The 25779-nt window shown below is 67.5% G+C and carries 17 protein-coding genes; 8 read left to right on the forward strand and 9 right to left on the reverse strand.

What is annotated here, in order from left to right:
- The first annotated feature begins 416 nt into the window (after nucleotides 1-416).
- Nucleotides 417-7838: a type I polyketide synthase gene (locus ASF60_RS10120; protein WP_156633975.1), complete on the forward strand. Its 7422-nt coding sequence runs from the start codon at nucleotides 417-419 to the stop codon at nucleotides 7836-7838.
- Nucleotides 7839-7875: 37 nt separating this feature from the next.
- Entirely contained in the window at nucleotides 7876-9252 is a 1377-nt protein-coding gene (locus tag ASF60_RS10125; protein WP_056183977.1) for an aminotransferase class I/II-fold pyridoxal phosphate-dependent enzyme, read from the forward strand.
- 437 nt (nucleotides 9253-9689) lie between these two features.
- Here ASF60_RS10125 and ASF60_RS10130 read toward each other — a convergent pair whose 3' ends face one another.
- Nucleotides 9690-11066: an Nramp family divalent metal transporter gene (locus ASF60_RS10130; protein ID WP_082507846.1), complete on the reverse strand. Its 1377-nt coding sequence runs from the start codon at nucleotides 11064-11066 to the stop codon at nucleotides 9690-9692.
- Nucleotides 11067-11255: 189 nt separating this feature from the next.
- Nucleotides 11256-12953: a methyl-accepting chemotaxis protein gene (locus tag ASF60_RS10135; protein ID WP_056183982.1), complete on the reverse strand. Its 1698-nt coding sequence runs from the start codon at nucleotides 12951-12953 to the stop codon at nucleotides 11256-11258.
- 1081 nt (nucleotides 12954-14034) lie between these two features.
- On the opposite strand from ASF60_RS10135, the gene ASF60_RS10140 reads away from it, so the two are divergent.
- Together ASF60_RS10140 and ASF60_RS10145 are read left to right on the forward strand one after the other, a co-directional pair.
- The gene (locus ASF60_RS10140; protein WP_056183984.1) at nucleotides 14035-15021 is read left to right on the forward strand and encodes a DUF2865 domain-containing protein; all 987 of its coding nucleotides are present in this window, start codon (nucleotides 14035-14037) and stop codon (nucleotides 15019-15021) included.
- A gap of 82 nt (nucleotides 15022-15103) precedes the next feature.
- A complete protein-coding gene (locus ASF60_RS10145) occupies nucleotides 15104-16021 on the forward strand; it encodes an MBL fold metallo-hydrolase (RefSeq protein ID WP_056183986.1) in 918 nt (305 codons plus the stop codon).
- A gap of 6 nt (nucleotides 16022-16027) precedes the next feature.
- Here the strand turns inward: ASF60_RS10145 and ASF60_RS10150 are convergent, their stop codons facing one another.
- On the reverse strand, nucleotides 16028-16807 hold the full coding sequence (locus ASF60_RS10150) for a DUF1499 domain-containing protein (protein ID WP_056183988.1): 780 nt from the start codon (nucleotides 16805-16807) through the stop codon (nucleotides 16028-16030).
- A 139-nt stretch (nucleotides 16808-16946) separates the two neighbouring features.
- On the opposite strand from ASF60_RS10150, the gene ASF60_RS10155 reads away from it, so the two are divergent.
- Complete coding sequence (locus tag ASF60_RS10155) at nucleotides 16947-17429, forward strand: MarR family winged helix-turn-helix transcriptional regulator (RefSeq protein WP_056183991.1); 483 nt, start codon at nucleotides 16947-16949, stop codon at nucleotides 17427-17429.
- On the opposite strand, the gene ASF60_RS10160 is transcribed toward ASF60_RS10155, so the two are convergent.
- Entirely contained in the window at nucleotides 17426-18154 is a 729-nt protein-coding gene (locus ASF60_RS10160) for an HAD family hydrolase (protein WP_056183993.1), read from the reverse strand. The genes ASF60_RS10155 and ASF60_RS10160 overlap by 4 nt on opposite strands.
- Nucleotides 18144-18683 carry a hypothetical protein gene (locus ASF60_RS10165; RefSeq protein ID WP_056183995.1) on the reverse strand — a complete coding sequence of 180 codons (540 nt, stop codon included), beginning with the start codon at nucleotides 18681-18683 and terminating at the stop codon, nucleotides 18144-18146. Before ASF60_RS10165 ends, ASF60_RS10160 begins: the two co-directional genes overlap by 11 nt.
- A gap of 117 nt (nucleotides 18684-18800) precedes the next feature.
- On the opposite strand from ASF60_RS10165, the gene ASF60_RS10170 reads away from it, so the two are divergent.
- The 3 genes from ASF60_RS10170 to ASF60_RS10175 all read left to right on the forward strand — a co-directional run bounded on the left by ASF60_RS10170 (nucleotide 18801) and on the right by ASF60_RS10175 (nucleotide 21833).
- On the forward strand, nucleotides 18801-20198 hold the full coding sequence (locus ASF60_RS10170) for an aminotransferase (RefSeq protein ID WP_056183997.1): 1398 nt from the start codon (nucleotides 18801-18803) through the stop codon (nucleotides 20196-20198).
- A 358-nt stretch (nucleotides 20199-20556) separates the two neighbouring features.
- Nucleotides 20557-20715, forward strand: a complete 159-nt coding sequence (locus ASF60_RS24350) for a hypothetical protein (RefSeq protein WP_156633977.1) — start codon at nucleotides 20557-20559, stop codon at nucleotides 20713-20715.
- 167 nt (nucleotides 20716-20882) lie between these two features.
- Nucleotides 20883-21833: a metallophosphoesterase gene (locus ASF60_RS10175; RefSeq protein WP_056183999.1), complete on the forward strand. Its 951-nt coding sequence runs from the start codon at nucleotides 20883-20885 to the stop codon at nucleotides 21831-21833.
- Nucleotides 21834-21884: 51 nt separating this feature from the next.
- On the opposite strand, the gene ASF60_RS26005 is transcribed toward ASF60_RS10175, so the two are convergent.
- The 4 genes from ASF60_RS26005 to ASF60_RS10190 all read right to left on the reverse strand — a co-directional run bounded on the left by ASF60_RS26005 (nucleotide 21885) and on the right by ASF60_RS10190 (nucleotide 25748).
- Entirely contained in the window at nucleotides 21885-22013 is a 129-nt protein-coding gene (locus ASF60_RS26005) for a hypothetical protein (protein WP_274533552.1), read from the reverse strand.
- A gap of 121 nt (nucleotides 22014-22134) precedes the next feature.
- Entirely contained in the window at nucleotides 22135-23667 is a 1533-nt protein-coding gene (locus ASF60_RS10180; RefSeq protein ID WP_056184002.1) for an acyl-CoA carboxylase subunit beta, read from the reverse strand.
- A 159-nt stretch (nucleotides 23668-23826) separates the two neighbouring features.
- A complete protein-coding gene (locus tag ASF60_RS10185; RefSeq protein ID WP_082507848.1) occupies nucleotides 23827-24822 on the reverse strand; it encodes a phosphatase PAP2 family protein in 996 nt (331 codons plus the stop codon).
- A gap of 80 nt (nucleotides 24823-24902) precedes the next feature.
- A complete protein-coding gene (locus tag ASF60_RS10190) occupies nucleotides 24903-25748 on the reverse strand; it encodes an ATP12 family chaperone protein (protein WP_056184003.1) in 846 nt (281 codons plus the stop codon).
- Nucleotides 25749-25779: the final 31 nt, after the last annotated feature.

A 25779-nucleotide genomic window follows, 5' to 3' on the forward strand; every position in this document is an offset into this window, starting at 1 on the left:
CGCCGGAGTGGCGAGGCGCGTCTTTCGACACCGAAACTCAATGTTCATGCCTGATCCGCTCCCGGTGGTAGGGTCTGGCGCCGGAGCGACGGACGTGAGGTGTCCAGGCTGCCGTGAGTCGTTCTTGCCGAGACTTGGTGTGAACTTCGCCCGGCCACCGGGAATGTGGTAATTGTGGGAAATAGATCGCGGTGGAGCGAGTGGACGGCTGACGGTCCTTGGGGCCTTTGAAGCATTCAACTGCTCAGATTGATTGATGAATACGTGCAACAGGGTCGATGTTACCGAGCGTTGATCCCGTCGGTTTGGGGCTCGCAGGTTGGACACTAGCCTGGAGCCATACTAAGGAATCGGTTGGATGCCCCGGTGCGACCAGTCGATCCTACCCCCCGTTCAAGAGCGTGTGCGAACCGAACGTGACACAACGAACAGACATCGCCATCGTCGGCCGCGCCTGCCGGCTCCCCGGCGCCTCCAGTGTCGAAGGTCTTTGGCAGCTCCTCACCGAAGCGCGATGCGCGGTCGGCCGCATTCCGGATGATCGCTGGTCACTCGAGCGGTTCGGGCATCCGCGGGCGCAGGAGCGCGGCAAAAGCTACACGTGGTCGGCCGGCGTCCTCGACGACATCTGGTCGTTCGATCCCGGCGTGTTCGGAATTTCGCCCCGCGAAGCGGAGCAGATGGACCCGCAGCAGCGCCTGCTGCTGGAACTGACCTGGGAGGCCCTGGAGGATGCGGGCCTGCGTCCCTCGGATGTGGCCGGCAGCCCGATTGGCGTCTTCGTCGGCGCCTCCTCGCTGGATTACGGTAACCTGCGCGTCCTCGATACCTCTTCGGGCGATGCCTATGCGGCCACCGGCAACACGCTCTCGATCCTCTCCAACCGCATCTCCTACATCTACGACCTGAAGGGTCCGAGCTTCACGGTCGATACGGCCTGCTCGTCCTCGCTCGTGGCGCTCGATGCCGCGGTCGCAGCCCTTGCCAGCGGCCGGATCGACACCGCCGTCGTCGCCGGCGTCAACCTGCTGGCGAGCCCGTTCAATTTCATCTGCTTCTCCAACGCGCAGATGCTCTCCCGGACGGGTCTGTGCCAAGCCTTCTCGTCGAGCGCCGACGGCTACGTGCGCTCCGAAGGCGGTGTCGTCCTCGTGCTCAAATCCGCCAAGGCGGCCCTGCGCGACGGCAGCACGGTGCGCGGCGTGATCGCAGCCAGCGGCGTCAACTCGGACGGTCGCACCACCGGCATTTCGCTGCCCTCCGGCTACGCGCAGGGCGCGCTGCTGGAGCAGGTCTATCGTGAGGCCGAGATCGATCTCGACTCGGTCGTCTTCGTCGAGGCGCACGGCACCGGTACGCCCGTCGGCGACCCGATCGAGGCCAGCGCCATCGGTGGAAAGCTCGGTCGGCCGCGCAGGGAGCCCCTGCCCATCGGCTCGATCAAGAGCAATATCGGTCACACCGAGCCGGTCTCGGGTCTCGCCGGCCTGCTCAAAGCGAGCCTCGCTCTCGAGCATGATCTGTTCCCGACCTCGCTGCATGCCGCCGAGCTCAACCCCGAGATTCCGTTCCGGGATCTCAATCTCTCGGTCACGAACAAGCCCCTGCCGCTGGCACGCGATGGCAAGGTCCGCTTCGCCGGGGTGAACTCCTTCGGCTTCGGCGGCACGAACGCGCACGTCGTCCTCACCGATGCTCCGCCCGTCCGTACGGATGCGGGTGCGCCCGAGACGGTGCGGATGCCCGAGGTGCTGCTGCTCTCCGCCCAGAGCCGCGCCGCGCTCAATGAACTCGCCCTCGACTATGCCGAGCGTTTCAACGGCGCCGACAAGGGCGACGTCGCCCGGATCGCCGCCGCCGCCGCTCACCGCCGCGAGCGCTTGTCCTCGCGCCTGGCAGTCTCGCTCGATGCCGACCTTCCCGCCATCCTGCGCGCCGTCGGCGAGGCGGAAGACGCGCCGGACGCCCTTCTGGGCACCGCGGTGGACCGTGCGGCCGAGGTCGCCTTCGTGTATTCCGGCAACGGCAGTCAGTGGGCCGGCATGGGCCGCGAGGCCTACGAGGAGAACGGCGCGTTCCGCGACGCCTTCGACCGGATCGATGGTCTGTTCTTCAAGCTGTCCGACTGGTCGCTGAAGGAGGCACTGTTCGCCGAGGATCTCGACGCGCGCCTCGTCCTTACCCGCGTGTCCCAGCCGTTGATCTTCGCGATTTCGAGCGCGTCCACGACGGCGCTGCGGGCGCGTGGCCTGAAGCCGGGCTACGTCCTCGGCCACAGCGTCGGCGAAATCGCCGCCGCGGAGGCCGCCGGCATTCTCAGTCTCGAACAGGCCGTGAAGGTCATCTTCTATCGCAGCAAGCATCAGGAGACGACGCGCGGCTTCGGCACCATGGCGGTTCTGCTGGCGCCGGCCGACGAGATCGAGCTGTTCCTGAAGGATTATCCAAGTCTCGACATCGCCGCCTACAACAGCCCCAAGGCCATCACGGTGGCGGGGCCGGTGGAGGATATCGACGCCGCCATGAAGGCGCTGTCGCGCAAGCGCCGGCGCGGGCGCAAGCTCGACCTGGAATATCCCTTCCACGGTCGCCTAATGAACCCGACCGAGAAGCCGCTCCTGCGCGACCTCGCCGGGTTGAAGCCGCAGGCCGCGACGACTCCGATGGTCTCCACCGTCACCGGTAAGGTGCTGGCGGGCGACCAGTTCGGGGCCGGCTACTGGTGGCGCAACATCCGCGAGCCGGTCCGCTTCAGCGAGGCCGTGCAGGAGGCGACCCGCCAGGGTGCCCGCGTCTTCATCGAGGTCGGCCCGCGCGCGACCCTCCTGTCGCATATCGGTGACGCGATCGAGCCGTTGGGTATCGAGAACGCCACCATCGGCGTCCTGCACCGCAAGCCGGCCGGTGGCGATCCGATTGCCCGCACCGTGGCAGCCGCCCTCGTCCAGGGGGCTGCCGTCGACGAGGATACGGTGTTCGGCCACAATCCGAAGGGCGACGTCCCTCTGCCGCTCTATCCCTGGCAGCGCCGCCCGTTCCGCCTCGCCGAGACCACCGAAGGCGTCGGCGCCGCCACCCCCCGCCCCTATCACCCGCTCTACGGCTCCCGCGTCGCACCGGACGGCCTGGAATGGCACGGTCACGTCGACATCGCGACGGTGCCGGATCTCGACGATCACCGCATCGATGGGCAGGCGATCCTGCCTGGTGCGGCCTTCATCGAGATGGCGCTCGGCGTCGCCCGTGAGGTGATGAAGAGCGACACTGTGGTTCTCGCCGAGTTCGAGATCCAGTCGCCGATGGTGTTCGGCGAAGAATCCCTGCGCGAGGTCGCGGTCCGCGTCGCCGGGTCCGGCAATGCGATTCAGATCCTCAGCCGCCCGCGCCTGACCCAGGCGGCGTGGCAGATCCATGCCGCAGCCAAGATCATCGACGGCAGCTTCCCGGCGCCCGCGCCGGTGGATATCCACGTTCCGGCCGAACACGCGGTCGACGGGGCTGCCCTGTACCGACTGGCGGCCGCCTCCGGCCTCGGCTTCGGTCCGAGCTTCCGCCAGGTCGCGATCAGCGCACGCCTCGACGAGACCACCATCGTCTCGGAATTGGTGCCGGCGGACGCCGATCCTCGCTTCGGACTGGTGCCGGCGCGACTCGATTCCTGCTTCCATGGCCTCATCCTGTTGTTTGCCGGCCTGATGGGCGAAGGCTCCACCAAGGCCTATGTCCCGGTTCGCTTCGGCGAGATCCGCCTGGTGAAGCCCGGTGCCGTCGTTGCCCGAGCGATGATCAAGACCCGGCGCGCCAACGAGCGCAGCATCCTGGCCGACTTCACCCTCGTGGATGCGGACGGCGCTGTCGTCGCGACCCTGCGCGAGGGGCGGTTCCAGGCCCTGCGCGCCAAGAACGGCAGCGATCTCGCGGCCTACGCCATCGCACAGCGGCCCGAATTGGCGACCGAGCCGACGGCGATTGCGATGACGCGCGGGCAGCGCATCGCGGATGCGGTGCGTCCGGCTTTCAAGGCGTCCGTCGCTCCCGCGGAAGCTCCCTTGGCGCCCGGCCATCTCCTCCTCGAAGGATGGGCCACCTCGATGGCCTACCGCCTCGCCGAGGGCCTGCAGCGCTCCGGCACCGTGGCGATCGACGATCGGGTCCCGGAGGCGATGCGCCCCTGGCTCCTCAACGCGCTCTTCGCCCTGGAGAGCAGCGATCTCGCCACCCTCGACGGCGAGCGCTGGATCCTGCGCAAGGACGTCACCCTTCCGGCGCCCGACGAAATCATGCGCTGGATCGCGGCGGATCATCCCGAGCTGTCGGCCGAACTCGTGCTCACCGCGGATATCGGGGCCGTCGTCGGCCGTCTGCTCGCAGGTGACTTGGCCGAGGCGCCGACCCTGTCGCAGAATGCCCTCGACGCTTTCATCCTGCGCAGTGCGACGGCTCGGGCTTCGGCCGATGTCATCGCGACCCTCGCCGAGTCCGGTCGTGAGGCCCTGCCCCGTGACCGCGCGCTCCGGGTCCTGCAGGTCGGCTTCGGCCCGCTTTCGGCCCAGGCCGCTGCCTTCGCCGGAACCGTCGAGGCCCAACTCACCGTGTTCGAGGCCGACCGGCGCTTGGCGGAGCGGGCTCGTCTCGCCCTACCGCGCGGGGTCACCGTCATCGAGGATGCGGCGGAACTGGCGTCCGGGAGCTTCGATGCGATTCTGGCGAGCAACGTTCTGCACCGGTTCGAGCGCCCGCTTCTCGGCAAGATCGCCGATGCCCTGGCCACCGGTGGCTTCCTCGTCGCCGTCGAGCCCGGTGCCTCCCTGTTCCGCGACTTGGTCTTCGGACTGACGCCGGACTGGTTCGACATCGCCGCCGACATGCCGGTGGGCCGCCTCGACGACATCACCGGCTGGCAGCGCGCCCTGAGCGATACCGGACTGGTGCGGGTGGCGGTCGATCGCGCCGTCTCGGGCAACGGCGACGATCTTCTGTTCTTCGCCGAGGCTCCCGTACGGGCACGGCCGGCTCCGGGGCAGACCTTCGCCTTCGTGATCGGCTCGCACGATGCCGTCGCGGCGGAGACGGCGTCTTCGCTGGCGACACTCCTCGTGGCGAGCGGCGTCCACGTCTCGATCATTCTTGACTCCGAGCAGTCGCTGCTCGAACTCGAGCGCGAGACACCCGATACGGTCGTGTTCCTTGCCGGCGCTTTCAATCACGATGGCGCGGCGGCCGATCGTCTGCGTGAGCGCTGTCTCAGCCTGAAGCGCTGCGTCGAGCATCTCGGCAACCGTCAGACCCGACTCTGGGTGGTCTGTCCCGGCGCGACCCGCGACAGTGGAGACCCGACCGGATCGGTGGAGGCCGGTGTCTGGGCCTTCAGCCGGACGCTCGCCAACGAGGTGGCGAATCTCGACGTGCGTCGGATCGACCTCGCCGAAGCCCTGTCGACCAAGGCGGCCGCCGAGCGGCTGCGCGATCTCATCCTGTCGGGCACCCTCGAGACTGAGATCATCCTGGATCCGGACTGCACCCGCGTGATCCGGTTCTCGCCGGGCCAGCTGTCCCGCCGTCCGAACGCCGATGCGGTGCCGGCACCGGCGGCCCGTCTCGAGCGGAGCAACACCGGCGGCCTCAACGAGATGGCCTGGGGGCCGGCCGAGCGGCGCGCCCCAGGGCACGGCGAGGTCGAGATCGCGGTCGAGGCCACCGGCCTGAACTTCCGCGACGTGCTCTGGGCCCTGTCGATGCTGCCCGAGGAGATCCTCGAGGACGGCTTCGCGGGTCCGCGCCTCGGCCTCGAAGTGGCCGGCCGGGTGCTGGCCGTCGGTAAGGGCGTCGAGGCATTCAAGGTCGGCGACCGGGTCGTCGCCTTCGCGCAATCGGGCTTCGCAACTCATATCGTCGTGCCCGAACTGGTTGTCGCGCCGAGCCCGCCCGGGCTCGATGCCCAGGCAGCCGCGACCGTTCCTGTGGCCTTCCTGACGGCCTATTACGGCCTCGTCAGCTGCGCCCGCCTGCGTCGCGGCGAGTGGGTCCTGGTGCATGGCGGCGCCGGCGGCGTCGGCTTGGCCGCCCTCCAGATCGCCAAGCTCAAGGGGGCGCGGGTCATCGCCACCGCCGGCTCGCGCGAGAAGCGCGCCCTGGTCAAGGCGCTCGGGGCCGAGCACGTGCTCGACTCGCGCTCGCTCGCCTTCGTTGACGACGTTCGCCGCATCACCGGTGACGGCGTCGGCGTGGTGCTGAACAGCCTGTTCGGCGAGGCGATGGAGCGTAGCCTCAACGTTCTGAAGCCGTTCGGCCGCTTCATCGAGTTGGGCAAGCGCGACTACGTCGCCAACACCCATATCGGCCTGCGTCCGTTCCGCCGGAATCTCTCGTATTTCGGTGTCGACCTCGATCAGGTGCTCCAGCACCAGGGCGAGGATGGTGCACGGCTCTTCCGCGAGGTGATGGCCCTGTTCAAGGAAGGGGGTCTGAAGCCCCTGCCCTTCCAGCCCTTCACGGCGGACGAGGTCTCCGACGCGTTCCGGCTGATGCAGCAATCGGGACATGTGGGGAAGATCGTCATCGCGCCGCCCAAGCTCGGCAGTGTGATGCAGGCGGACAGGACCGCCTTCACGATCTCGACCGATGGGGTCCATCTGGTCACCGGCGGCCTTGGCGGCTTCGGTATCGAGGCGGCGCGCTGGCTCGCCGATCGGGGGGCGAAACACATCGTCCTCGTCGGCCGCAACGGGGCCGCAAGCTCCGAGGCGAAGCAGGTTGTGGCCGATCTCGGAGCGCGGGGTGTCAACGTCGCCGCCATGGCCTGCGACATCACCAACCGCAAGGCGGTGGATGGGCTGCTGGCCGAGGTAGAGCGCGACGGGCGGACGCTCGCCGGCGTGATCCACGGTGCGATGGTGCTCCAGGACGGCCTGATCGCGAATGTCGATGCCGCCGCCCTCGATGCGGTCATCCGCCCGAAGGTCATCGGCGCCGAGCATCTCGACGCGGCGACGCGCGGGCGCACGCTCGACTACTTCGTGATGTTCTCCTCGGCGACCACGTTCATCGGCAATCCTGGGCAGGGCGCCTACGTGGCGGCGAACGGCTTCATGGAAGGTCTCGCCCGGCGCCGGCGCAAGCTCGGACTGCCCGCCCTGGCCGTCGCCTGGGGGGCCATCGGCGATGTCGGCGTTCTCGCCCGCAACCGCGCCGTGATGGAGACCCTCGCGGGTCGCGTCGGCGTGACCCCGATGGATGCCCGTCACTGCCTCGACCTCATGGCCGACGCGCTCGAAGGCCAAGGCACCAACCCGGACGACGCCGTGATCGCCATCGCGTCGATGCATTGGGGGAAGGCGCGCGAACGCCTCGCCACGATGAAGAGCCCTAGCTACATCGAACTGGGGTCCGACCAGCAGATGGAAGCCGGAACGGTGGCGGCCATCAACATCGGCATGCTGCTGAAGACCCAGGATATCGACGCGGTGCGCAAGACGGTGGCCGATGCCATCGTGGAGGACATCGCCCGGATCCTGCGCCTGCCGAAGGACGATATCAGCCGCGTCCGCCATCTCTCCGAGATCGGCCTCGACTCGCTGATGGGCGTCGAACTCGGCGCCAGTCTGCAGGAACGCTTCGCGCTGGAGGCGCCGCCCTCAGGCATCTCCTCGGGCCTGACGGTGAACGAGTTGACCGAGACCCTGATCCAATCGATCGCGGCCCCGGTCGACGAGGCGGCCGCGGCCGTGATGAGCTTGGCTCAGCGCCACGCCAGCGAGGGCGTCGACGTCCGCACCCTCGAGCCCTTCCACGCGATGGTCGAAGAAAACAGCCTCGCGATCAAAGAGATCCTGCCGTGACCCATCTGGCCGTGACATCCCGCATGAGCGTTTCCGCATGAGCAATCCCGCGAGACCGGATGGTGGACGCGCGGCCCTGGCAGGCTTCGTGACGAACCGCCTCGGGCGCAACGCCAACCGTCCGGCCACCGCGCGCCCGGCGCCGCGGCCCTCGGGCGATTCCTCGGTGCAGAATTTCGAAACGCTGCCGGGTTATCGCGAACTGCGGCTTCAGCGTTCGGCCGCCGACCTGATCGGCCTCGGTAACCCGTTCTTCCGGGTGCACGAGACCAAGGCCGGCGCCACCACGCGCATCGCCGGCAAGTCGTTCATCAACTTCTCGTCCTACGATTACCTCGGCCTCAACGGGCATCCGGACGTCAATGCCGCGGCCGCCCGCGCCATCGAGACCTACGGGACCTCGGCCTCGGCGAGCCGCATCGTGGCCGGCGAGCGCCCGGGGCACCTCTCCCTCGAGAAGGCCCTGGCTGACCATTACGATACCGAGGCCTGCGTCGTGATGGTGAGCGGACACGCCACCAACGTCACGACGATCGGTGCCCTGCTCGAGCCCGGCGACGTGATCTTCCACGATTCCCTCAGCCACAACAGCATCGTTACCGGCGCGCAGCTCTCGGGTGCCCAGCGCCGCTCGTTCTCGCACAACGACCTCGACGCCCTGGAAACCCTGCTCGGCGCAACCCGCCACGAGCATCGCCGCGCGCTGATCGTGGTCGAGGGCCTCTACAGCATGGACGGCGACGCGCCGGACCTCGCCGCCCTCATCGCCCTCAAGCAGCGCTACGACGCCTGGCTTATGGTCGACGATGCGCACGGCCTCGGCGTCCTCGGCCGGACCGGGATCGGCCTAGCCGAGCATTGCGACGTTGATCCCCACGGCGTCGACATCTGGATGGGCACACTCTCGAAGACGCTGTCGACTTGCGGCGGTTACGTCGCCGGACCGGCCGCGCTGATCGAGTACCTCAAGTGCACGGCCGGTGGCTTTATCTACAGCGTCGGCATCTCGCCTCCGCTGGCTGCCGCTGCGGAGACGGCGCTTGAGATCATGCATGCCGAGCCACACCGCGTGGAACGGCTGCGCCAGAACGGACACCTGTTCCTGTCCTGCGCCAAGAAGCATGGTCTCGACACAGGGACGAGCCTCGGCTTGGCGGTCATCCCCGTCATCGTCGGCGACTCCCTGAAGTCGGTGACTCTGTCGGATCGCCTCTTCAAGCGCGGTATCAACGTACAGCCGATCATCCACCCGGCCGTGCCGGAGCGCGCCTCGCGCCTGCGCTTCTTCATCACGTCCGAGCATACGCCGGAGCAGATCCGCGAGACCGTCGACGCGGTCGCCGAGGAATTGGCGGCGATCGAGAAGGGCGGCTCCCTCATCGAGCAACTCATGGCCAAGCGCGGGAAGCCGTAGCCTCCGAGCCTCGACGCTCGATCCCTACCTGCGCGACTTCTGGGCACCGGCGTTCGCGCCGGTGCTTTTTTGCGCTCACACGCGATGCGGCGGATTGCCCTCAGCCCCTGAGCAGGAGACACTGACGTCGCTATGTGTCGTCTATCGCAACCGGAACCCGGCCCGGACTGCGACGTTCGTCCTCTGCCCGTCGGTCAGGAGCCCGTCATGAGACAATCGACTGTCGCCTCCATCGCGCGACGTCTGATCAAATCTGTTGCCGCAACTGGCCGGTCGCTCGTCGATGCGGTGCTGGAAGGCGCGATGCCCGCGCCGCAGCCCGTGCCGGTACGGATCAGGACCGATCGGCGTCGCTGAGGCGGTACGGCGTCCCGATCAGGTTGTGGGACAACCAGGGTGACTCGGGAGGCCGGACAGGACGTCCGGCCTTTTGTCGTTCAAGCGCCCGCAATCGTATCGAACAGCAGCTTGAGGTTCAGCACGACGATGATCGCCGCGATGATCCAGGACAGGATCTTCAGCCAGGCGGGGATGACGTGGGGACCCATCTTTGCTTTGTCGGAGACGAAGGCGACCAGCGGGATGACGGCGAATGGCAGCTGCATTGACAGCACCACCTGGCTGAGGACCAGCAGCTTCGCGGTGCCCTGTTCGCCATAGAGCGCGGTCACGACCACGACCGGCACGATGGCGATGCTGCGGGTGATCAGCCGCCGCGCCCAGTCCGGAATGCGCAGCCGGAGGAAGCCTTCCATGACGATCTGACCGGCCAGGGTCGCGGTGACCGTCGAGTTGAGGCCGGAGGCCAGCAGCGCTACGGCGAACAAGGTCGAGGCGATGCCTGCGCCGAGGAGCGGCGACAGAAGCTCGTAGGCCTGTTCGATCTCCTGGACGTCGGTCCGTCCCTGGGCGTGGAACACCGAGGCCGCCATGATCAGGATGGCGGCGTTTACGAACAGCGCGAGCATCAGGGCGATGGTGGAATCCGTCACCGCGAAGCGGATCGCGCCGCGCCGCCCGGCCTCGGTCCGGGGATAGGCCCGCGTCTGCACGATCGACGAGTGCAGGTAGAGATTGTGGGGCATCACCGTGGCCCCGATGATCCCGATGGCGATGTAGAGCGCGGCCGGATTGGTGACGATCTCGGGTGACGGCAGGAAGCCCTCGAGGACGGCCTGGATCGGCGGGGCCGCGAGGGCAATCTGCACGCCGAAGCTCACGAAGATGACCACCAGCAGGGCGATCACGAACGCCTCCAGGGCGCGGAACCCGCGCCGCATCAGGAGCAGGATCAGGAAGACGTCGAGGGCAGTCAGCGTCGCGCCGAGCACCAGCGGGATGCCGAACAGGAGCTTGAGGGCGATCGCCGTTCCGATCACTTCGGCGAGGTCGCAGGCGATGATCGCCGCTTCGCAGGCGAGCCACAGCACGATGCTGACCGGGCGGGGATAGTGATCGCGGCAGGCCTGCGCGAGGTCGCGTCCCGTGGCGATGCCGAGCCGGGCGGACAGGGCCTGCAGCACGATTGCCATGAGGTTGGAGAGCAGGATGACCGAGAGCAGCGTATAGCCGAACTGCGCGCCACCCGCGATGTCGGTGGCCCAGTTGCCCGGGTCCATGTAGCCGACCGAGACCATGTAGCCCGGGCCGATGAAGGCGAGGAGGCGGCGCAGCCAGGTGCCGGTCGCCAGCACCGGCACGCTGCCATTCATGCGTCCGAGGCTCGGCTGCGCGTGCGATGGATCGCTGAAGCGCCAGGATCGATCCGTGTCGGGGGGGGGAGACGGAAGCGTGACGGATTCGTTTCGAGCCATGCTTGCGCGCGTTTCCAGCGGGAGAACCATCGGGCAGCAGAACCATCGGCCCGTAGCGCCGCCCGGGACCTCATAGCATAGGCTATATTACGATCCAACGGCTATGTCCGGGGCTGGAGGCGACCGCGCGCAATCCGCTCGATGCCTCTCGCCGGGTGCCTGTCGCTCAACGCCTTCCGCTCGGTGCCTTCAGGATGCCAGGGCTTGCAGGTTGCGGTCGATATCGGCCACGCCGTGTGCTGCGGTCTGCATGCTCATCGAGATCTCTCGGGTGACGGCGCTCTGTTCCTCCACTGCCGAGGCCACGCCGGTCACGAAGCCCCGCACAGCCTCGATCGATTGTCCGATCGCCGTCAGGGACGTGACCACATCGCCGGAAATCGCCTGCATCGCCTTGATGTCGTCGGCGATGCGCGCGGTGGCGCTCGTGACCTGGTTCGAGAGGTTCTTGACCTCGCCGGCCACGACGGCGAAGCCGCGCCCGGCTTCGCCCGCGCGTGCGGCCTCTATGGTGGCGTTGAGCGCCAGGAGATTGATCTGCCCGCCAACGCCCTGAATCAGCTGCACGATCCCGTTCATCGAACTGGCCGCACTCGCGAGTTCGCCCGTCGAGCGATCGGCTCTCTGAGCCCGGACATCCATCTCGTCGACTTCCTGTCGGGAGCGGGCGAGGCTGCCGGCAATCTCGGAGATCGAGGCGTTCAGTTCCTCGGCGGCCGAGGCGACGGCCTGGACGTTGGTCAGGGTCTGCGTCGAGGCCTCGGCGGCCTCGATCTGCGAGCGCATCCGGGCCGAGACGTCGGTGGCGTACTTGACCACCTTGAACGGCTTGCCGCTCATGTCGAAGATTGGGTTGTAGGACGCCTGGATCCAGATCGTGCGACCGCCGGCGCCCACGCGCTGGTACACCCCGGCCTGGAATTCACCCCGGCGCAGGGCCGCCCAGAACGCTTGGTACTCGGGCGAAGCGGCATGGGCGGCATCGACGAATGTGCGGTGGTGCCGGCCGCGGATCTGATCGAGGCCATAGCCGAGGGCGGACAGGAAGTTCGCGTTGGCATCGAGTACGTGACCGTCGAGATCGAAATGGATCACACCCTGCGAACGGCCGATGGCTTCGACCTGACCCTGCAGTTCTGCGTTGCGCAGCTTCTCGGCAGTGATGTCGGTGGCGAACTTGATCACCTTGAGGGGCCGACCGGTTGGATCGAGGATCGGGTTGTAGGTCGCTTGAAGCCAGATGTCGCGGCCGTCCTTGCCGATCCGGCGGAACTCCCCCGACTGGAACTCGCCTCGCGCGAGCGCTGCCCAGAACGCCCGGTAGGGCGCCGTTTCCCGTTCGGCCGCATCGACGAAGAGGCTGTGGTGCTGGCCCTTCAGCTCCGACAAGCTGTAGCCGACCGCATCGAGAAAGTTCGCGTTGGCGGTGAGGATGGTTCCGTCGAGGGCGAATTCGATGACACCCTGCGAACGACCGATCGCCTCGACCTGACCCCGGGTGTCAGCGCTGCGCAGTTTCTCGGCCGTGACGTCGGTCGCGAACTTGACGATGCCCGTGGTTTGGCCGTCGCGGCCGGGGATCGGATTGTAGGTCGCCTGCAGCCAGATCTCGCGGCCGTTCTTGCCGAGGCGCTTGTACTCGCCGCGCTGATATTCTCCCCGTGCCAGCGCGGCCCAGAACGCCGTGTAAGCCGGGCTGTCGCGTTCCGCCGGGTCCACGAACATCCGGTGGTGCTGGCCTTGGACCTCCGCGAGATCATACCCCACCGTTCCAAGAAAGTTCGTGTTTGCGCTTATGATCGTTCCATCGGGCGCGAATTCGATCACGGCCTGAGAGCGGTCCAGAGCCTGCAGCTTCGCCGATGTCTTGTTGCCGAAGAAAGTCATGGACGGGATCCTGGGCGTGGCAGCACCCCGCTCGGCTTGGGGAGCCAACGGGCACGCAGTGAGCGCGGCGGCGATAGGAGGGAACGCTTGCGGTTGGGGTGAGGAAATCAATCGAGCGAAGTGATCTTCTCTGAGGATCAGGAACCGAGTCGAGTTGTTGGTCACCAGGCCGGATTGGGTCCGTCCTTCGTGAGCCGTTAGTCCGGTGCTTTGTAGAAATGCCTGGGTTCGGTTGGCTTCCCGACGCTTGGTATGCCTCGAAGATGCTCGCCTCTTGCCAGCCCGAGGAAACAAACCAGCCCGAATAACCAAGCTCGGTTTGTTTATCTTTTTGTTTCTTGTGTCCGATCGTTTATGCAACAGATTTATTAAATTTGATTTAAAATTCAGATAAATTCAATGTGACATGTAATCGATGGGCTTGATCTGTGATGTTATCATGCATGAAGATTTGTTTTTCCGGTGTCGAGGTAATAAATCTCAGGTCATCCATCCGCAGGCCCGAAAGTGCCCATTGAGCCGGTGCGAGCTTTTCTGCGCAGTTTCTGAAAGTCTTGCCTCATAATGAGCAGGGAACATCTTTGAAGCAGAGGCGAGAACAAGCGTTTTTTTCGAATATACAACCACAGATTATAGAACCTTTGCGTTTCACTTTTCTTCCGTCAAGCGGGTGGGAGCGCAAAGAATCCAAACGGAGTTTCATTCTAATTGGGGAGGTTGCGGTTCGGCCCCGACCCTACGGACGACATTCCGCGCCGCGAACAAACCGCAGGTCCCGGACGCTGCGCCGACGCATGCGCCCGCTTCGCTCGGACCCTAGATCGGCCGCGGCCGCCCAATGGTCCGGGACCCCCGGTCTCTCCCTGATCGGATGCCGGGGAACGGTGCCTTGCTCCGATCCCTTCGTCTCGGTTGTTTGCCGCCGTTGCGTCCGGTGCGTCCTGCTGTGTAGCTGGAGGGGCCGGACCGCCCCGGCGCCATCTTCGCCGCTTGACGCGGGGACACCATCGTCGGCGGGCATGGCCAGGGGGCCGCAGGAATGAATTGGCAGCGTCTCGCACCAGCCGGCACGCGTCAGCAAATGACGGTGACGGCCCTGGCCGGCCTGCTGCTCGGTTTCGGCGGCGTCACCGCCGGGACGACTCTGGTCCAGGCCTCCGAGCGCAGCGGCCTGTTCGGCTTCCTGGAGACGATCTTTCGCGCTTCACCGCCGGCGCCGGTCGCGATGGCACGGGTCAATCGCCGCCCGGCCCATTACGCGTCGCTTCCCGATGCCCGGCGGGTGACGGCAGCAAGGGCGATTCGCCAGACACGGCGACCCGTCGCCGACGCGTCGCCAGTGCGGCGAACTCTCAGGCGTCGCGCCGACGCACCGGCCATGGTGGTCAAGGGGAACGCTGGGGCGATTGGGGCTTTGGCTCACGCGATGCTGGGAGCACGCACGGTCTGCGTTCGGTCCTGCGACGGCTATCTGTTCCCGCTGGGCCGCCTCGCCTCCCGTGCGGACCTGCCGATCCACGAGGCCGCCTGCGCAGCCGCCTGTCCGAGCACGGCCACGCGGCTGTTCACCCTCGGAGGCCGGGACACCGAGCTCGACCGTGCGGTCGGCCTCGACGGAAAGCCTTATCGCAGCCTTGCGGTGGCCAATCTCTATCGCACGAAGCGTGTCGCGCACTGCGCCTGCCAGCCCGAGCAGGGGGTCGCCACGCCCCTGCCGATCCTCCAGGACCTGACCCTGCGTGCCGGCGACGTGGTGGCCACCGAGGCGAGTGCCGAGGTTGTCGCGCGGCGGCGGTCCGGCGGCTTCACGATGGTGGATTTTCGGGAGGCCAGTGGTCTGTCCCGCCGCGTGCGGCGGGACATCGACGCTAAGGTCGATGTGGTCCGGCGGGAGGCCGACGCCCGCGCCTTCCGCAAGGCCCTGCGCACCGCCGATCGCTCGGGTCGCGTCCGCGTGGCCGCCACCTCGGGGTTCGAGCCCGCACCTCCGCCGATCGAGGTCGAGCCGCGCTTCGTCCCGGCGCGCCCACCCACACGGATCGTGATGGCGTCGCCCTTCGTGTACTGAGCGGCCTGCCGGATGCCGCGCATTGTCCGGGGTGCGGCGATGGCATAGGCCCGCGGCGATATCCACGCGGTGAGGAGCCGGCATGAGCGAGACGCAGACCGATCCCGTTCTCGACGAAGCTCAGCCGCCGAGTGGAGAGACGGTGCGGCTGTCGCCGCTGGTCCGGCGGCGCATCGCGCCGAACGGGGGCCCGTTTACCGCCACCGGTACCTGCAGCTACATCGTGGGTGCCGAGAGCGTCGCGATCATCGATCCCGGACCGGAGAACGCGCACCACATCGCCGCGCTCCTCGAGGCCTGTGCGGGAGCCCCGGTCGCGGCCATCCTGGTCACCCACACCCACCGCGATCATTCGCCCGGCGCCCGCCTCCTTCAGGCTCGAACCGGTGCGCCGATCGTCGGGTGCGGCCCGCATCGCGCGGCACGGGCCCTGGCCGAGGGCGAGTTTCCGCATCTCGATGCCAGCGCGGACCGGGATCACCGGCCCGACCGCGAACTGCGCGCTGGCGAGATCATTGCGGGGCCGGGTTGGACCCTGGAGACCCTGGAAACCCCCGGGCACACCATGAACCATCTCGCCTTCGCCCTGCGGGAGGAGGCCGCCCTGTTCTCCGGGGATCACGTCATGGCGTGGTCGACCAGCATCGTGGCGCCGCCCGACGGCTCGATGCGGGCCTACATGGAGTCCCTCGACGCGTTGCGCACCCGCGACGAGACGATCTACTGGCCCGGCCATGGCGGCCCGGTCCGCGATCCCCGTCGCTTCGTGCGCGGCCTCGCCACGCACCGGCGCCAGCGCGAGACGGCGATCCGAGCCCGCCTGGAGGCCGGCGATCGAGATATCGGCGCCATCGTGGGAGCGATCTACCAGGGACTGAACCCAGCCCTGCGCGGTGCGGCGGCCCTGTCTGTCTTCGCCCATCTCGAGGATCTGGTCGAGCGCGACCTCGCGCGCTGCGACGGACCCGTTCTGCTCACCAGCCGTTACGCGCCGGTCTGAGGCCGGTCACTTCACCGCGATGGCGAGGTTGGCGACCTCGTCCAGATAGGCGCGGATGCGGTCGGCGTTGCTGCCGAGATCGCGGGTTCCGAGACGCGAGGCGGAGCGGACGTCGATGCGGGCGCCATCGGCGCGCGGGTGGACCCGGACCGTGACGTCGTCGGCGAGATTGAGGATCGGTCCGCGCGACACCGCCTCGATCCGTCCATTGCCGATGCGACCGCCGGGCCGGATCGCCTCGACGATCTGCCAGCGCCGGTTCACCGCCGCCTTGCGGGCAAGCTCGAAGGCTTCGTCCGCGTCGAGGTCGAGGGTGAGTGGGGCGATCTGCGGATAGGCCGCGCGCTGGGCGGCGCGGGCGGCAGGTCCGGGATCGGGCGGGTAGCGCCCGTCGCGTGCGGCGAAGGCGGCGCGGGAGCGCGAGAAGGCGGGCGGATTCTCGGTATCGGTGGTCACGTCCGCGATTCCCGGGAGCCGCAATCCGCGCAGGGCCGCGAAGGACGGGTAGGCGAGAACCAGGCTCGCCAGGAACACGCCCGCCAGCGCCGCACCGAGACCGCGCGCACCCTCGCGCCAGACCCGTACGAAGGCGATCAGCGCGAAGGCGACGGCGACTAGGGCCAGCACCAGTCCGGCGCCGAGGGTTGCCAGTGCCGGCCCCGCCTCGGCCCGGGGATCGCGCACCAGGAGCAGGGCGAACACCGTCACCAGTACGGCGAGGATCGCGACAGTGCGCGCGGCCGGGCCGGCTCGGGTAACGGGATCCTCGTAGGGCAGACGACGCATGCTGTGAGGGGATTCGCTGTCCGGAGGGTCGCGGGGCGGTGTCGGGCGAGCTTTACCGGTCCGCGACCGGCGGCGCCACCCGCACCGTGCATCGCACCGCTTCCGAGACTCGGCGCCGGTCTGCTATAGCCACGCCACGATGTCGCCAGCCCCGCCTTCCCCGACGCCCGCAGAGGCCGCCGATCCGCTGCGGGTCTGGTTCCGCTTCATCCGCCTGAACCGCCGGGTCACCGCGGCGATGGCCGGGGAACTCCGCGGTCTCGGCCTGTCCATCCCGCAATTCGATGCGCTCTCGACCCTCACCGAGCGCGAGGGCATGACGCAGCAGGACCTCGCCGCCCGGCTCTACGTCACCAAGGGCAACGTCTCGGGGCTGATCGATCGCCTCGTTGAGGCGGGCCTTGTGGAACGCCGCCCCATCCCGGGCGACCGCCGCTCGCACGCCCTTTACCTCACCCCGGGCGGAACCGACCTGGCGACCCGCGGGATCTTGGCTCAGAAGGCCTATGTCGACCGGACCCTCGGCCAGTTGCCGGCCGAGGACATCGCGGATTTCGAGCGCCTGGTACTGCGATGGCGCGATCTGGCCCGGGACCAACCAGTTTCGGACAACGAGAGTTAGAGGCCGAGCAGCGCCGGCAGGTCGGCGATCGAGTCGAGGATGTGATCGGCCAGCGGCGCCATCTCGTCGCGGGCCGCCGGGCCGAGGGGGCCGCTGAGCACGGCGATTGAAACCGCTCCGGCGCTTCGGGCCGCGACGAGGTCGTAAGGGGAATCCCCCACCATCGTGATCCGGCGCGCCGGGACGCCGAGATGATCGGCGAAGGCCGTGACCATGCCGGGCTTCGGCTTGGACCCGTGCCCGGAATCATAGCCTACGACGAAGGCGCAATGCGGATCGAGGCCCAGCGCCGCACATTGGGCCCGGGCCGAGGCTTCGGCGTCGTTGGTGGCGATGCCGAGCGCGTAGCCGGCGGCCACGAGGGTCGCGGCGAGCTGCGCGGGCGCCTTGATCGGGGTCAGCGAGGCCAGTCCCGCTGCGCGGAAGAGCGCGTCCATCTCGGCATAGAGCACCGGTCCCGCCGGGCGGCCCAGCACGTCGGCCCAGAGGGGACCGTATCCCGCCGACGAGCCGGCGATGAGCGGCGAAGTCGGCAGGAAGCGTTGCTCTTGTTCGACGTAGTGACTCACCCGCATCAGGGCCTCAAGGCGGCCCCGGTCGCCGCCCGACAGGTCGGACATCACGGCGTAGGCGGCCGGCCCCCAAGTCCGGTCGAAGTCCACCAGAGTGCCGTCCTTGTCGAACAGGATGCCGCAGATCGTGCCGCCGAGCGAATCAGGCCGCATCGCGCACCTTCTCGACTTCGATGATCACGCCCTGTGGCGTCATGCGTTCGCGGGCCACCATGCGGTCGCCGGGCTCGAACACGCCCAGAGCCACGTCGCGGTCGGGCAGCACCACGGTCGTGGTCTTGTTGAGGTGGACCAGGACGTGGCGCTTCTGGGCCAGGGACGATACGGCCCAGCGCTTGAGCTGGCCGTAATAGGGCTCGCGCCGCCAAGCGTTCGGCTGACCAGGATCGACCTGCACGTTCATGTTTCGCGAAACCGGATCGAGGCTCAGCACCATCTTGGCCCGCTCGGGCTTCCATTCCGGTCCGAGCCAGGCTTCCGTCATCCAGAGGCAGTGGAAGGCGCGGCAATGGTCGGGCCGCGTCGCGTGGATGGCGCAACCCCGTCCCTGTCGGGTGTGCCGGCACCATTGCCCCGCCATGCTTTCCACTGCCGGCACGTCGTAGACCTTGCAGCAGAGGGTGCACGATCCGCAGGCGCGGCCGGGGGCCGGATGGGCCACGATGGTTGCAGGGTCGAGCATGGCGCTTTCCATTTGTGGCCTCACGCCGGTTGCGACGTCGCGCGGGTTTGTACGGCGGGCAGCCCTCGTTACAGTCACGCACCCATGTCGGCCATCGTCCAACCGTCAGGCAAAAATATGCTCTCGAACCTCGCGACTCGCGACGTCGAAACCCTGATCCATCCCTACACCAATCTGGAGACCTTTCGGGAGACGGGACCCCTCGTGCTCGAACGCGGTCACGGGGTCTGGGTCTATGACAGCGACGGCCGGCCCTACCTGGAGGGCATGGCGGGCCTGTGGTGCACGGCGCTCGGCTACTCCAACGAAGAATTGGTCGAGGCGGCCAGCGAGCAGATGTCGCGCCTGCCTTTCACGCATCTCTTCTCGGGCCGCAGCCACGACCCGGCGATCGAGCTGGCCGAGACCCTGAAGGAGTTGATGCCGGTTCCGACCTCGAAGATCTTCTTCACCTCATCGGGCTCGGAAGCCAACGACACCCAGGTCAAGCTGACCTGGTACATGAACAATGCGCTCGGTCGCCCGCGCAAGAAAAAGATCCTTTCCCACCTCCGGGGCTATCACGGCGTCACGGTCGCCACCGCGTCGATGACCGGCCTGCCCGCCAATCACGCCGATTGGGACCTGCCGCTGCCCGGTTTCCTGCATGTGGGCTGCCCGCACCATTATCGCTTCGGTCAGGAGGGCGAGAGCGAGGACGCCTTCACCACCCGACTCGCCGCCGAACTCGAAGCGGTGATCCAGCGGGAGGGGGCGGATACCGTCGCGGCCTTCATCGCCGAACCGGTGCTGGGCGCCGGCGGCGCCATTCTGCCGCCCACGGGATACTACGCCAAGATCCAGGCGGTGCTCGCCCGGCACGACGTGCGCTTCATCGCCGACGAGGTGATCTGCGGCTTCGGGCGCCTGGGAACCTGGTTCGGCTCGGAGGCGATGGGGATGACGCCGGACAGCCTGTCCTTCGCCAAGGCGCTGACCTCGGGCTACCTGCCGCTGGGCGGCGTCTCGGTGGACGAGCCGCTCTACCGCCTGATGGTGCAGCAGAGCGCCAAGCTCGGCACCTTCGGACACGGCACCACCTATTCCGGGCATCCGGTGGCCTGCGCCGTCGCCTTGAAGACCATCGCGATCTACAAGCGCGACCGCATCGTCGAAGGCGTTGGCGAGAAGGCGCCGCATTTCCAGGCGCGCCTGTCGGCCCTCGGTCAGCATCCGCTGGTCGGCGAAGCGCGCGGCATCGGCCTCATCGGCGGCATCGAACTCGTGGCCGACAAGGCCACCAAGCGCCAGTATGAGCCGAAGGCCGGGGTTGCGGCACGCTGCGTCGCCTTCGCCCAGGCGGAGGGCCTGATCGTCCGATTCCTGGCCGGAGACCGGATCGCCATCTGCCCACCTCTTGTGATCGCGCCGTCGGAAGTGGACGCGCTGTTCGATCGGCTCAGCCGCGCCCTCGACCGGACCGTCGCCTGGATCGCCGAACAAGGGCTGGTCGCGGCTCCGGTCCCGTCGCGCTGACCGCGACAACATGCTTCGCCGATCGTCTTCGGTAAACTAGTCTTCGCAATGCATCATTATTTTGCGTTGCAATGCACCTGATGCTTAAGTGCTTTGATGAAGGGAATCGCAGCCGAAATCCTTATCAGTCGAAGGATTGTGACAGGTTTAAGCTTTCATTCAGGTTGAGGCCGGCTTTATGGTTGCATCGTTGCTCGATAAGCGTCCGGGTGGAACCAAACGGTGCCCGTGAGACGTGCATGGCTTATAATGAGGCAGATCATCTCACTAAGCTGGTCGAGCACAACAGGACATCGGTTGCATGTACCCCCGTCGACAGACTTCGAGCCAAGCTCAACGTTCGGGCCGATCCTCCATCATGGTTGATCATCAAGCCGAGACGTTCCGTCCCGTCGCGCTTCCGGCCCTGGCGGCCGCCGTACAGGTCACCGCCACGGCCCGGAAATCGGACCGGTCCGTGATCGTAAGCGGCCCGCGTTCCGCTCGCTTCGAGCACGAGGATACGCCCCTTTCCTGAGATGGTCGGATCGGTCGCCAGCACTGGCTGATTTCAACGAATCCGGTATCGCTTCGTCAATGCATCGGGCCTAACGCTAGCGTCGGGCGCGGCTGTCTCCTCGATTTCGTCACCATTGACGGCGAGGGCATGGGACCGCGCCCTTCTGGCGGTCCGGGAGCCTGACGATGCTGATCCTGCCGAGTCGCCGGCAGTTCCTGACCGGATTCGGAGCGAGTGCGGCCGCCCTGGGCGGAACCGGCGCCTATGCGTTCGGAATCGAGCCGCTCTATCGCTTGGTCGTCACATCCTACGCTCCGGCTCTACCGAACTGGACGCCGGGCCTGTCCCTGCGCGTAGCCGTGCTGGCGGATTTCCATGTCGGCGAACCATTCATGCCGCTGGACCGTATCGCCGAGATCGTCGACGCCACGAACGCGCTCAACCCCGACCTCATCCTGATGCTCGGTGATTACCCGGCCGGCCCCAGCGTGACCTTCCGCAAGGTTCCGCTGACCGATTTCGCCAAGGTGGTCGCACCCCTTCGGGCGCCGCTCGGCGTGTACTCGGTGCTGGGAAACCACGATTGGTGGGATGACGAGGAGGCGCAGGTGCGCCTCGACGGCCCCATCGCGGTGCAACGCGCATTGGAGAATGTCGGCATTCCCGTCTTCGAGAACGATGCCGTGCGCCTGGTAAAGGATGGCAAGCCGTTCTGGGTCGCCGGCGTCGGCGATCAGATCCCGTTCCTTCTCCAGCGGATCGAGCAGGGGCGCGACGACCTGCCGGGCACCCTCGCCAAGATCACCGATTCGGCACCGGTGCTCCTGATGATCCACGAGCCGGATCTCTTCCTGGACGTGCCGGACCGGGTCTCGCTGACCCTGGCTGGCCATACCCATGGCGGTCAGGTCCGCCTGTTCGGCTACTCACCGGTGATCCCCTCGGTGCGCGGAAACGACTTCGCCTACGGCCACGTGGTCCGGAAGGGACGCCACATGATCGTGTCGGGGGGGTTTGGCGTCAGCCGGATTCCGGTGCGTCTCGGCGTTCCGCCGGAGATCGTGCTTCTGGAACTCGGAGGCCCGCCCGAGTCGAGCGCGAAGACCGTCCAGCGGACCCGGATCATTCGGAGCTGAGGCCTCGGCCGGCGCGGCCCTGGAGCCGTCCGCCGGCCCTGGTCGGGCTTGCTACTTCTTGCCGGCCTTCGGTGCGGCCACCACCGTGCCCTTGGTGGACGGTGCCGCCGCGATCGTCTTCGTCACGGCCTTCTTGGGCTTCTTGGCCTCGCGACTTCCGCGCTTCTGTTCAGCCGCCATGACCTGTCTCCTCCCGGTTGTGGGTGCGGGATCATGGCACCCTTCCGCGAATAGGCCATCGGAATCTTTCGCCAAACCGGCCCGGCGCAGTGAGCGCCGGGCTTGATCGTCACATCCGGGTTCAGAGCGGGATGTTGTCGTGCTTCTTCCAGGGCTGCTCCATCTCCTTGGTGCGCAGCATGCTCAGCGCCCGGGCGATGCGCTTGCGCGTGGAGTGGGGCATGATCACCTCGTCGATGTAGCCGCGCTCGGCCGCCACGAACGGCGAGAGGAAGCGATCCTCGTACTCCGACGTGCGCTCCGCGATTTTGCCGGCATCGCCGATCTCGCTGCGGAAAATGATCTCGACGGCGCCCTTGGCACCCATCACGGCGATCTGTGCGGTGGGCCAGGCATAGTTGAGGTCGGCCCCCACGTGCTTGGAGGCCATTACGTCGTAGGCGCCGCCGAAGGCCTTCCGGGTGATGATGGTCACCAGCGGCACCGTGGCTTGACTGTAGGCGAAGAGCAGCTTGGCGCCGTGCTTGATCAGGCCGCCGTATTCCTGGGCCGTTCCCGGCAGGAAGCCCGGCACGTCGACGAAGGTCACGATCGGGATTGAGAACGCGTCGCAGAAGCGCACGAACCGGGCGGCCTTGCGGGAGGCGTCGGAATCGAGCACGCCGGCCAGCACCATCGGCTGGTTGGCGACGAAGCCCACGGTGCGGCCTTCGATGCGGCCGAAGCCCGTCATGATGTTGCGGGCGTAGGTGGCCTGGATCTCGAAGAAGTCGCCCTCGTCGGCCACGCGGCGGATCAACTCGCCCATGTCGTAGGGCTTGTTCGGATTGTCGGGGATCAGGGTGTCGAGGCTCATGTCGAGGCGGAGCGGATCGTCGAAGCTCTCGAGTTCCGGCACGCCGTCGATGTTGTTGGCGGGCAGGAAGTCGACCAGGCGGCGGATCTGCAGCAGGGCCTCGACGTCGTTCTCGAAGGAACCGTCGGCGATGGAGGACTTGGTGGTGTGAACCTTGGCGCCGCCGAGTTCCTCGGCGGTCACGACCTCGTTGGTCACCGTCTTCACCACGTCCGGTCCGGTGACGAACATGTAGCTCGTGTCGCGCACCATGAAGATGAAGTCGGTCATGGCCGGCGAGTACACGTCGCCGCCCGCGCAGGGACCCATGATGACCGAGATCTGCGGAATGACGCCGGAGGCCGCGACATTGCGGCGGAAGACCTCGCCGTAGCCGCCCAGCGCCGCGACACCCTCCTGGATGCGGGCGCCGCCGGCATCGAAGATGCCGATGATGGGCGCGCGCATCTTCAGCGCCATGTCCTGCACCTTCACGATCTTGGCGGCGTGCGTCTCGGAGAGCGAGCCGCCGAACACCGTGAAGTCCTTCGAGAACAGGAAGACGGTGCGGCCGTTGATGGTGCCCCAACCCGTGACGACGCCGTCACCGGGAATTTTCTGCTTTTCCATGCCGAAATCGGTGGAGCGATGCTGCACGAACATGTCGAATTCCTCGAACGACCCATGGTCGAGAAGGAGTTCGATGCGCTCGCGCGCCGTCAGCTTGCCCCGCTTGTGCTGGGCCACGACGCGGTTCTCGCCGCCGCCGAGGCGGGCTTGGGCGCGCCGCTCTTCGAGCTTCTCGAGAATGTCCTTCATGCGAGGATGTCCTTCATGGGGCTGCGCCTCGTGGCTTGTGCTGGCGTTTCCGGCCACGAGCCACCAGCCCCTCTCGCGGCGAGCTTGGCGGTCGGCCTGGTGGGGCCATACCACAGGGATTCTCTCACGAAAATCGATCGTTGCGTCGGAAGCGCGGGTTCAGGCGGATGTCGCCGTCAAGGCGACTGGAGCACCCGACATGACGTTCCGGCGCGTCGCGCTCCGGTTCAGGATTCGGGCCGCCGCAATCGCCGCGACCGCGATCAGGGCACCCGCACCGACATCGACGAAGTAGTGGCCGCCATCGATCGGTGTCGCGGCGATCAGCATCGCGTTGACGGCGAGGCCGGGCCAGCGCGTGATCCGTGACATCCAGAAGAAGCGCGCGAACAGGACTCCGAGTGCCGCATGGAAGCTCGGGAAGGTGATGATCCCTTCGATCTCGGCGAGGGAGATGATCCGAACTGTCCCGTCGCGCAGGCCCGACAGGGGGGCGAGATGAACGTAAGCGGCGGCCGGATTCAACCCGGGGAAATCCTGCGGACGTAGCGCAAGATGCACGAACATCGCCATTGCGGGCATCAAGCCCGAGAGCAGGACGGTGACGAGACCGGCGATCATGAAGGCCAGTACGAAGTCCCGTACGGCACTCAGGCGTCCGCTGAAGCCGAGCACGATCACCACCAGGATCATCTGCGGCATCAGGCTTTGGTAGGCCAGCGACAGGGCGAAGCCGAGTTTCGGATGGTCGTTCAGGGTATGCAGATAGGCCGGCCAGTCGAGGCCGAGAGCTTTATCCACCGCCTGGAAGGTGCCGTCCCAGAGTGGGCCGCCGGTGGCGGCCACCGCATAGGAGAGCAGGCCGGCAAAGGCACTGACCGCGATGATCTGCGCAAGACCCGACAGGGTCACGGCGAAGCGCGGCTCCGGCCGCCTCGTCAGATAGAACGTCGCCAGGAGTTCGAGCCCGGCGCAGGCCAGGGCGGGCGGCAGCGCACTCGGGAGATCGACCGCGAGTCCGGCCACGCGCATCCACAGCGTCGTGATGGCGCCGAGGATCAGGATCGCGAACCACAGGCGCGCCCGGGCATTCGGGACGTCGGATGCCGGCGTGTGCGCCTGTGCGGCAAGGCTTTTCTGGTCCCGTCCGGACATGTCACGTCGCCCCCGTGATACCGGCGGCCTAGCACGGGGGTGTTAACGGAACCCGTTCGGGCCGTGTCAGGACCGCCGCGTCACCCGGCGTCGGACAGGGCTGAGAGGTGCGCCGCGGCGTCGAATTCGGCGCGGCGCTGCGCCTGCCGGGCCGCCGCCTCTTCGTCCTGCCCCCAGACGCTCGCCTGATAGGTCTCGTCGACATGCGCCGCCGTCCAGGCCTGCGCGGGCGTGAGCCGGCCGCGCAGCACTGCGAGGGCGAGGACGAGCGATCCCGTCAGGGTGGTGAGGGTGTGGAGGGCGGCCAAACGGAAGGGGCCGTCCGTCTCGCCGATGGCCCGGCGCAGGGCCGCCACCGTGGTGTCCGGCTGGGTGACATGCATCACTCCCTCCCCGAGGATGAAGCGGGCGCCCAGGGCCTCGTGCGCCCAATCGAGCACCGGGTCCCAGGCTTCGGCCTGCGCCTGGACGAGGCGGTCCGGATCGCCGGCCCGATAGGCCAGTAGATCGGTGCCCGCATAGGCCGACAGGTCGTCCACCACGGCCTCGCGCCGCGGCGCGACCCCGTCGATGGCGGTGTTGGCGAGACGCGTCAGTGGCATTCGGGACGGGTCGATGACGTCGATCTGTGCCGCCCACTCGGCGGCCACGCCCTCGGCGAGCGCGCGCGTCGGCAGGGCCAGGGGATTACGGGCGGGGGTGTTGGCGGGACGTCCGTCCAGGGTCAGGCGGAAGCCGCCGGCGTGCTCGCCGAGGGCCGCCTCGGCATAGAAGCGCTTGGGCAGCGCTGGCTTGCCGGGGCCGCGCGCCGAACGGGTGGGATCAGGGGGGGCAGCGGAACCGGGCGCGCCGAGCCAGTCGGCGTCCGGCCCGTCACGGTTCGCCCCATCGCGGTTCGGGCCTTCGGATTTTGGATCGTCGCTCATGCAGGATCAGATAGGGCATCGGCCCGCAGCC

Origin of the sequence: Methylobacterium sp. Leaf113 (assembly GCF_001423325.1) — a bacterium.
Classification (GTDB): Bacteria; Pseudomonadota; Alphaproteobacteria; order Rhizobiales; family Beijerinckiaceae; genus Methylobacterium.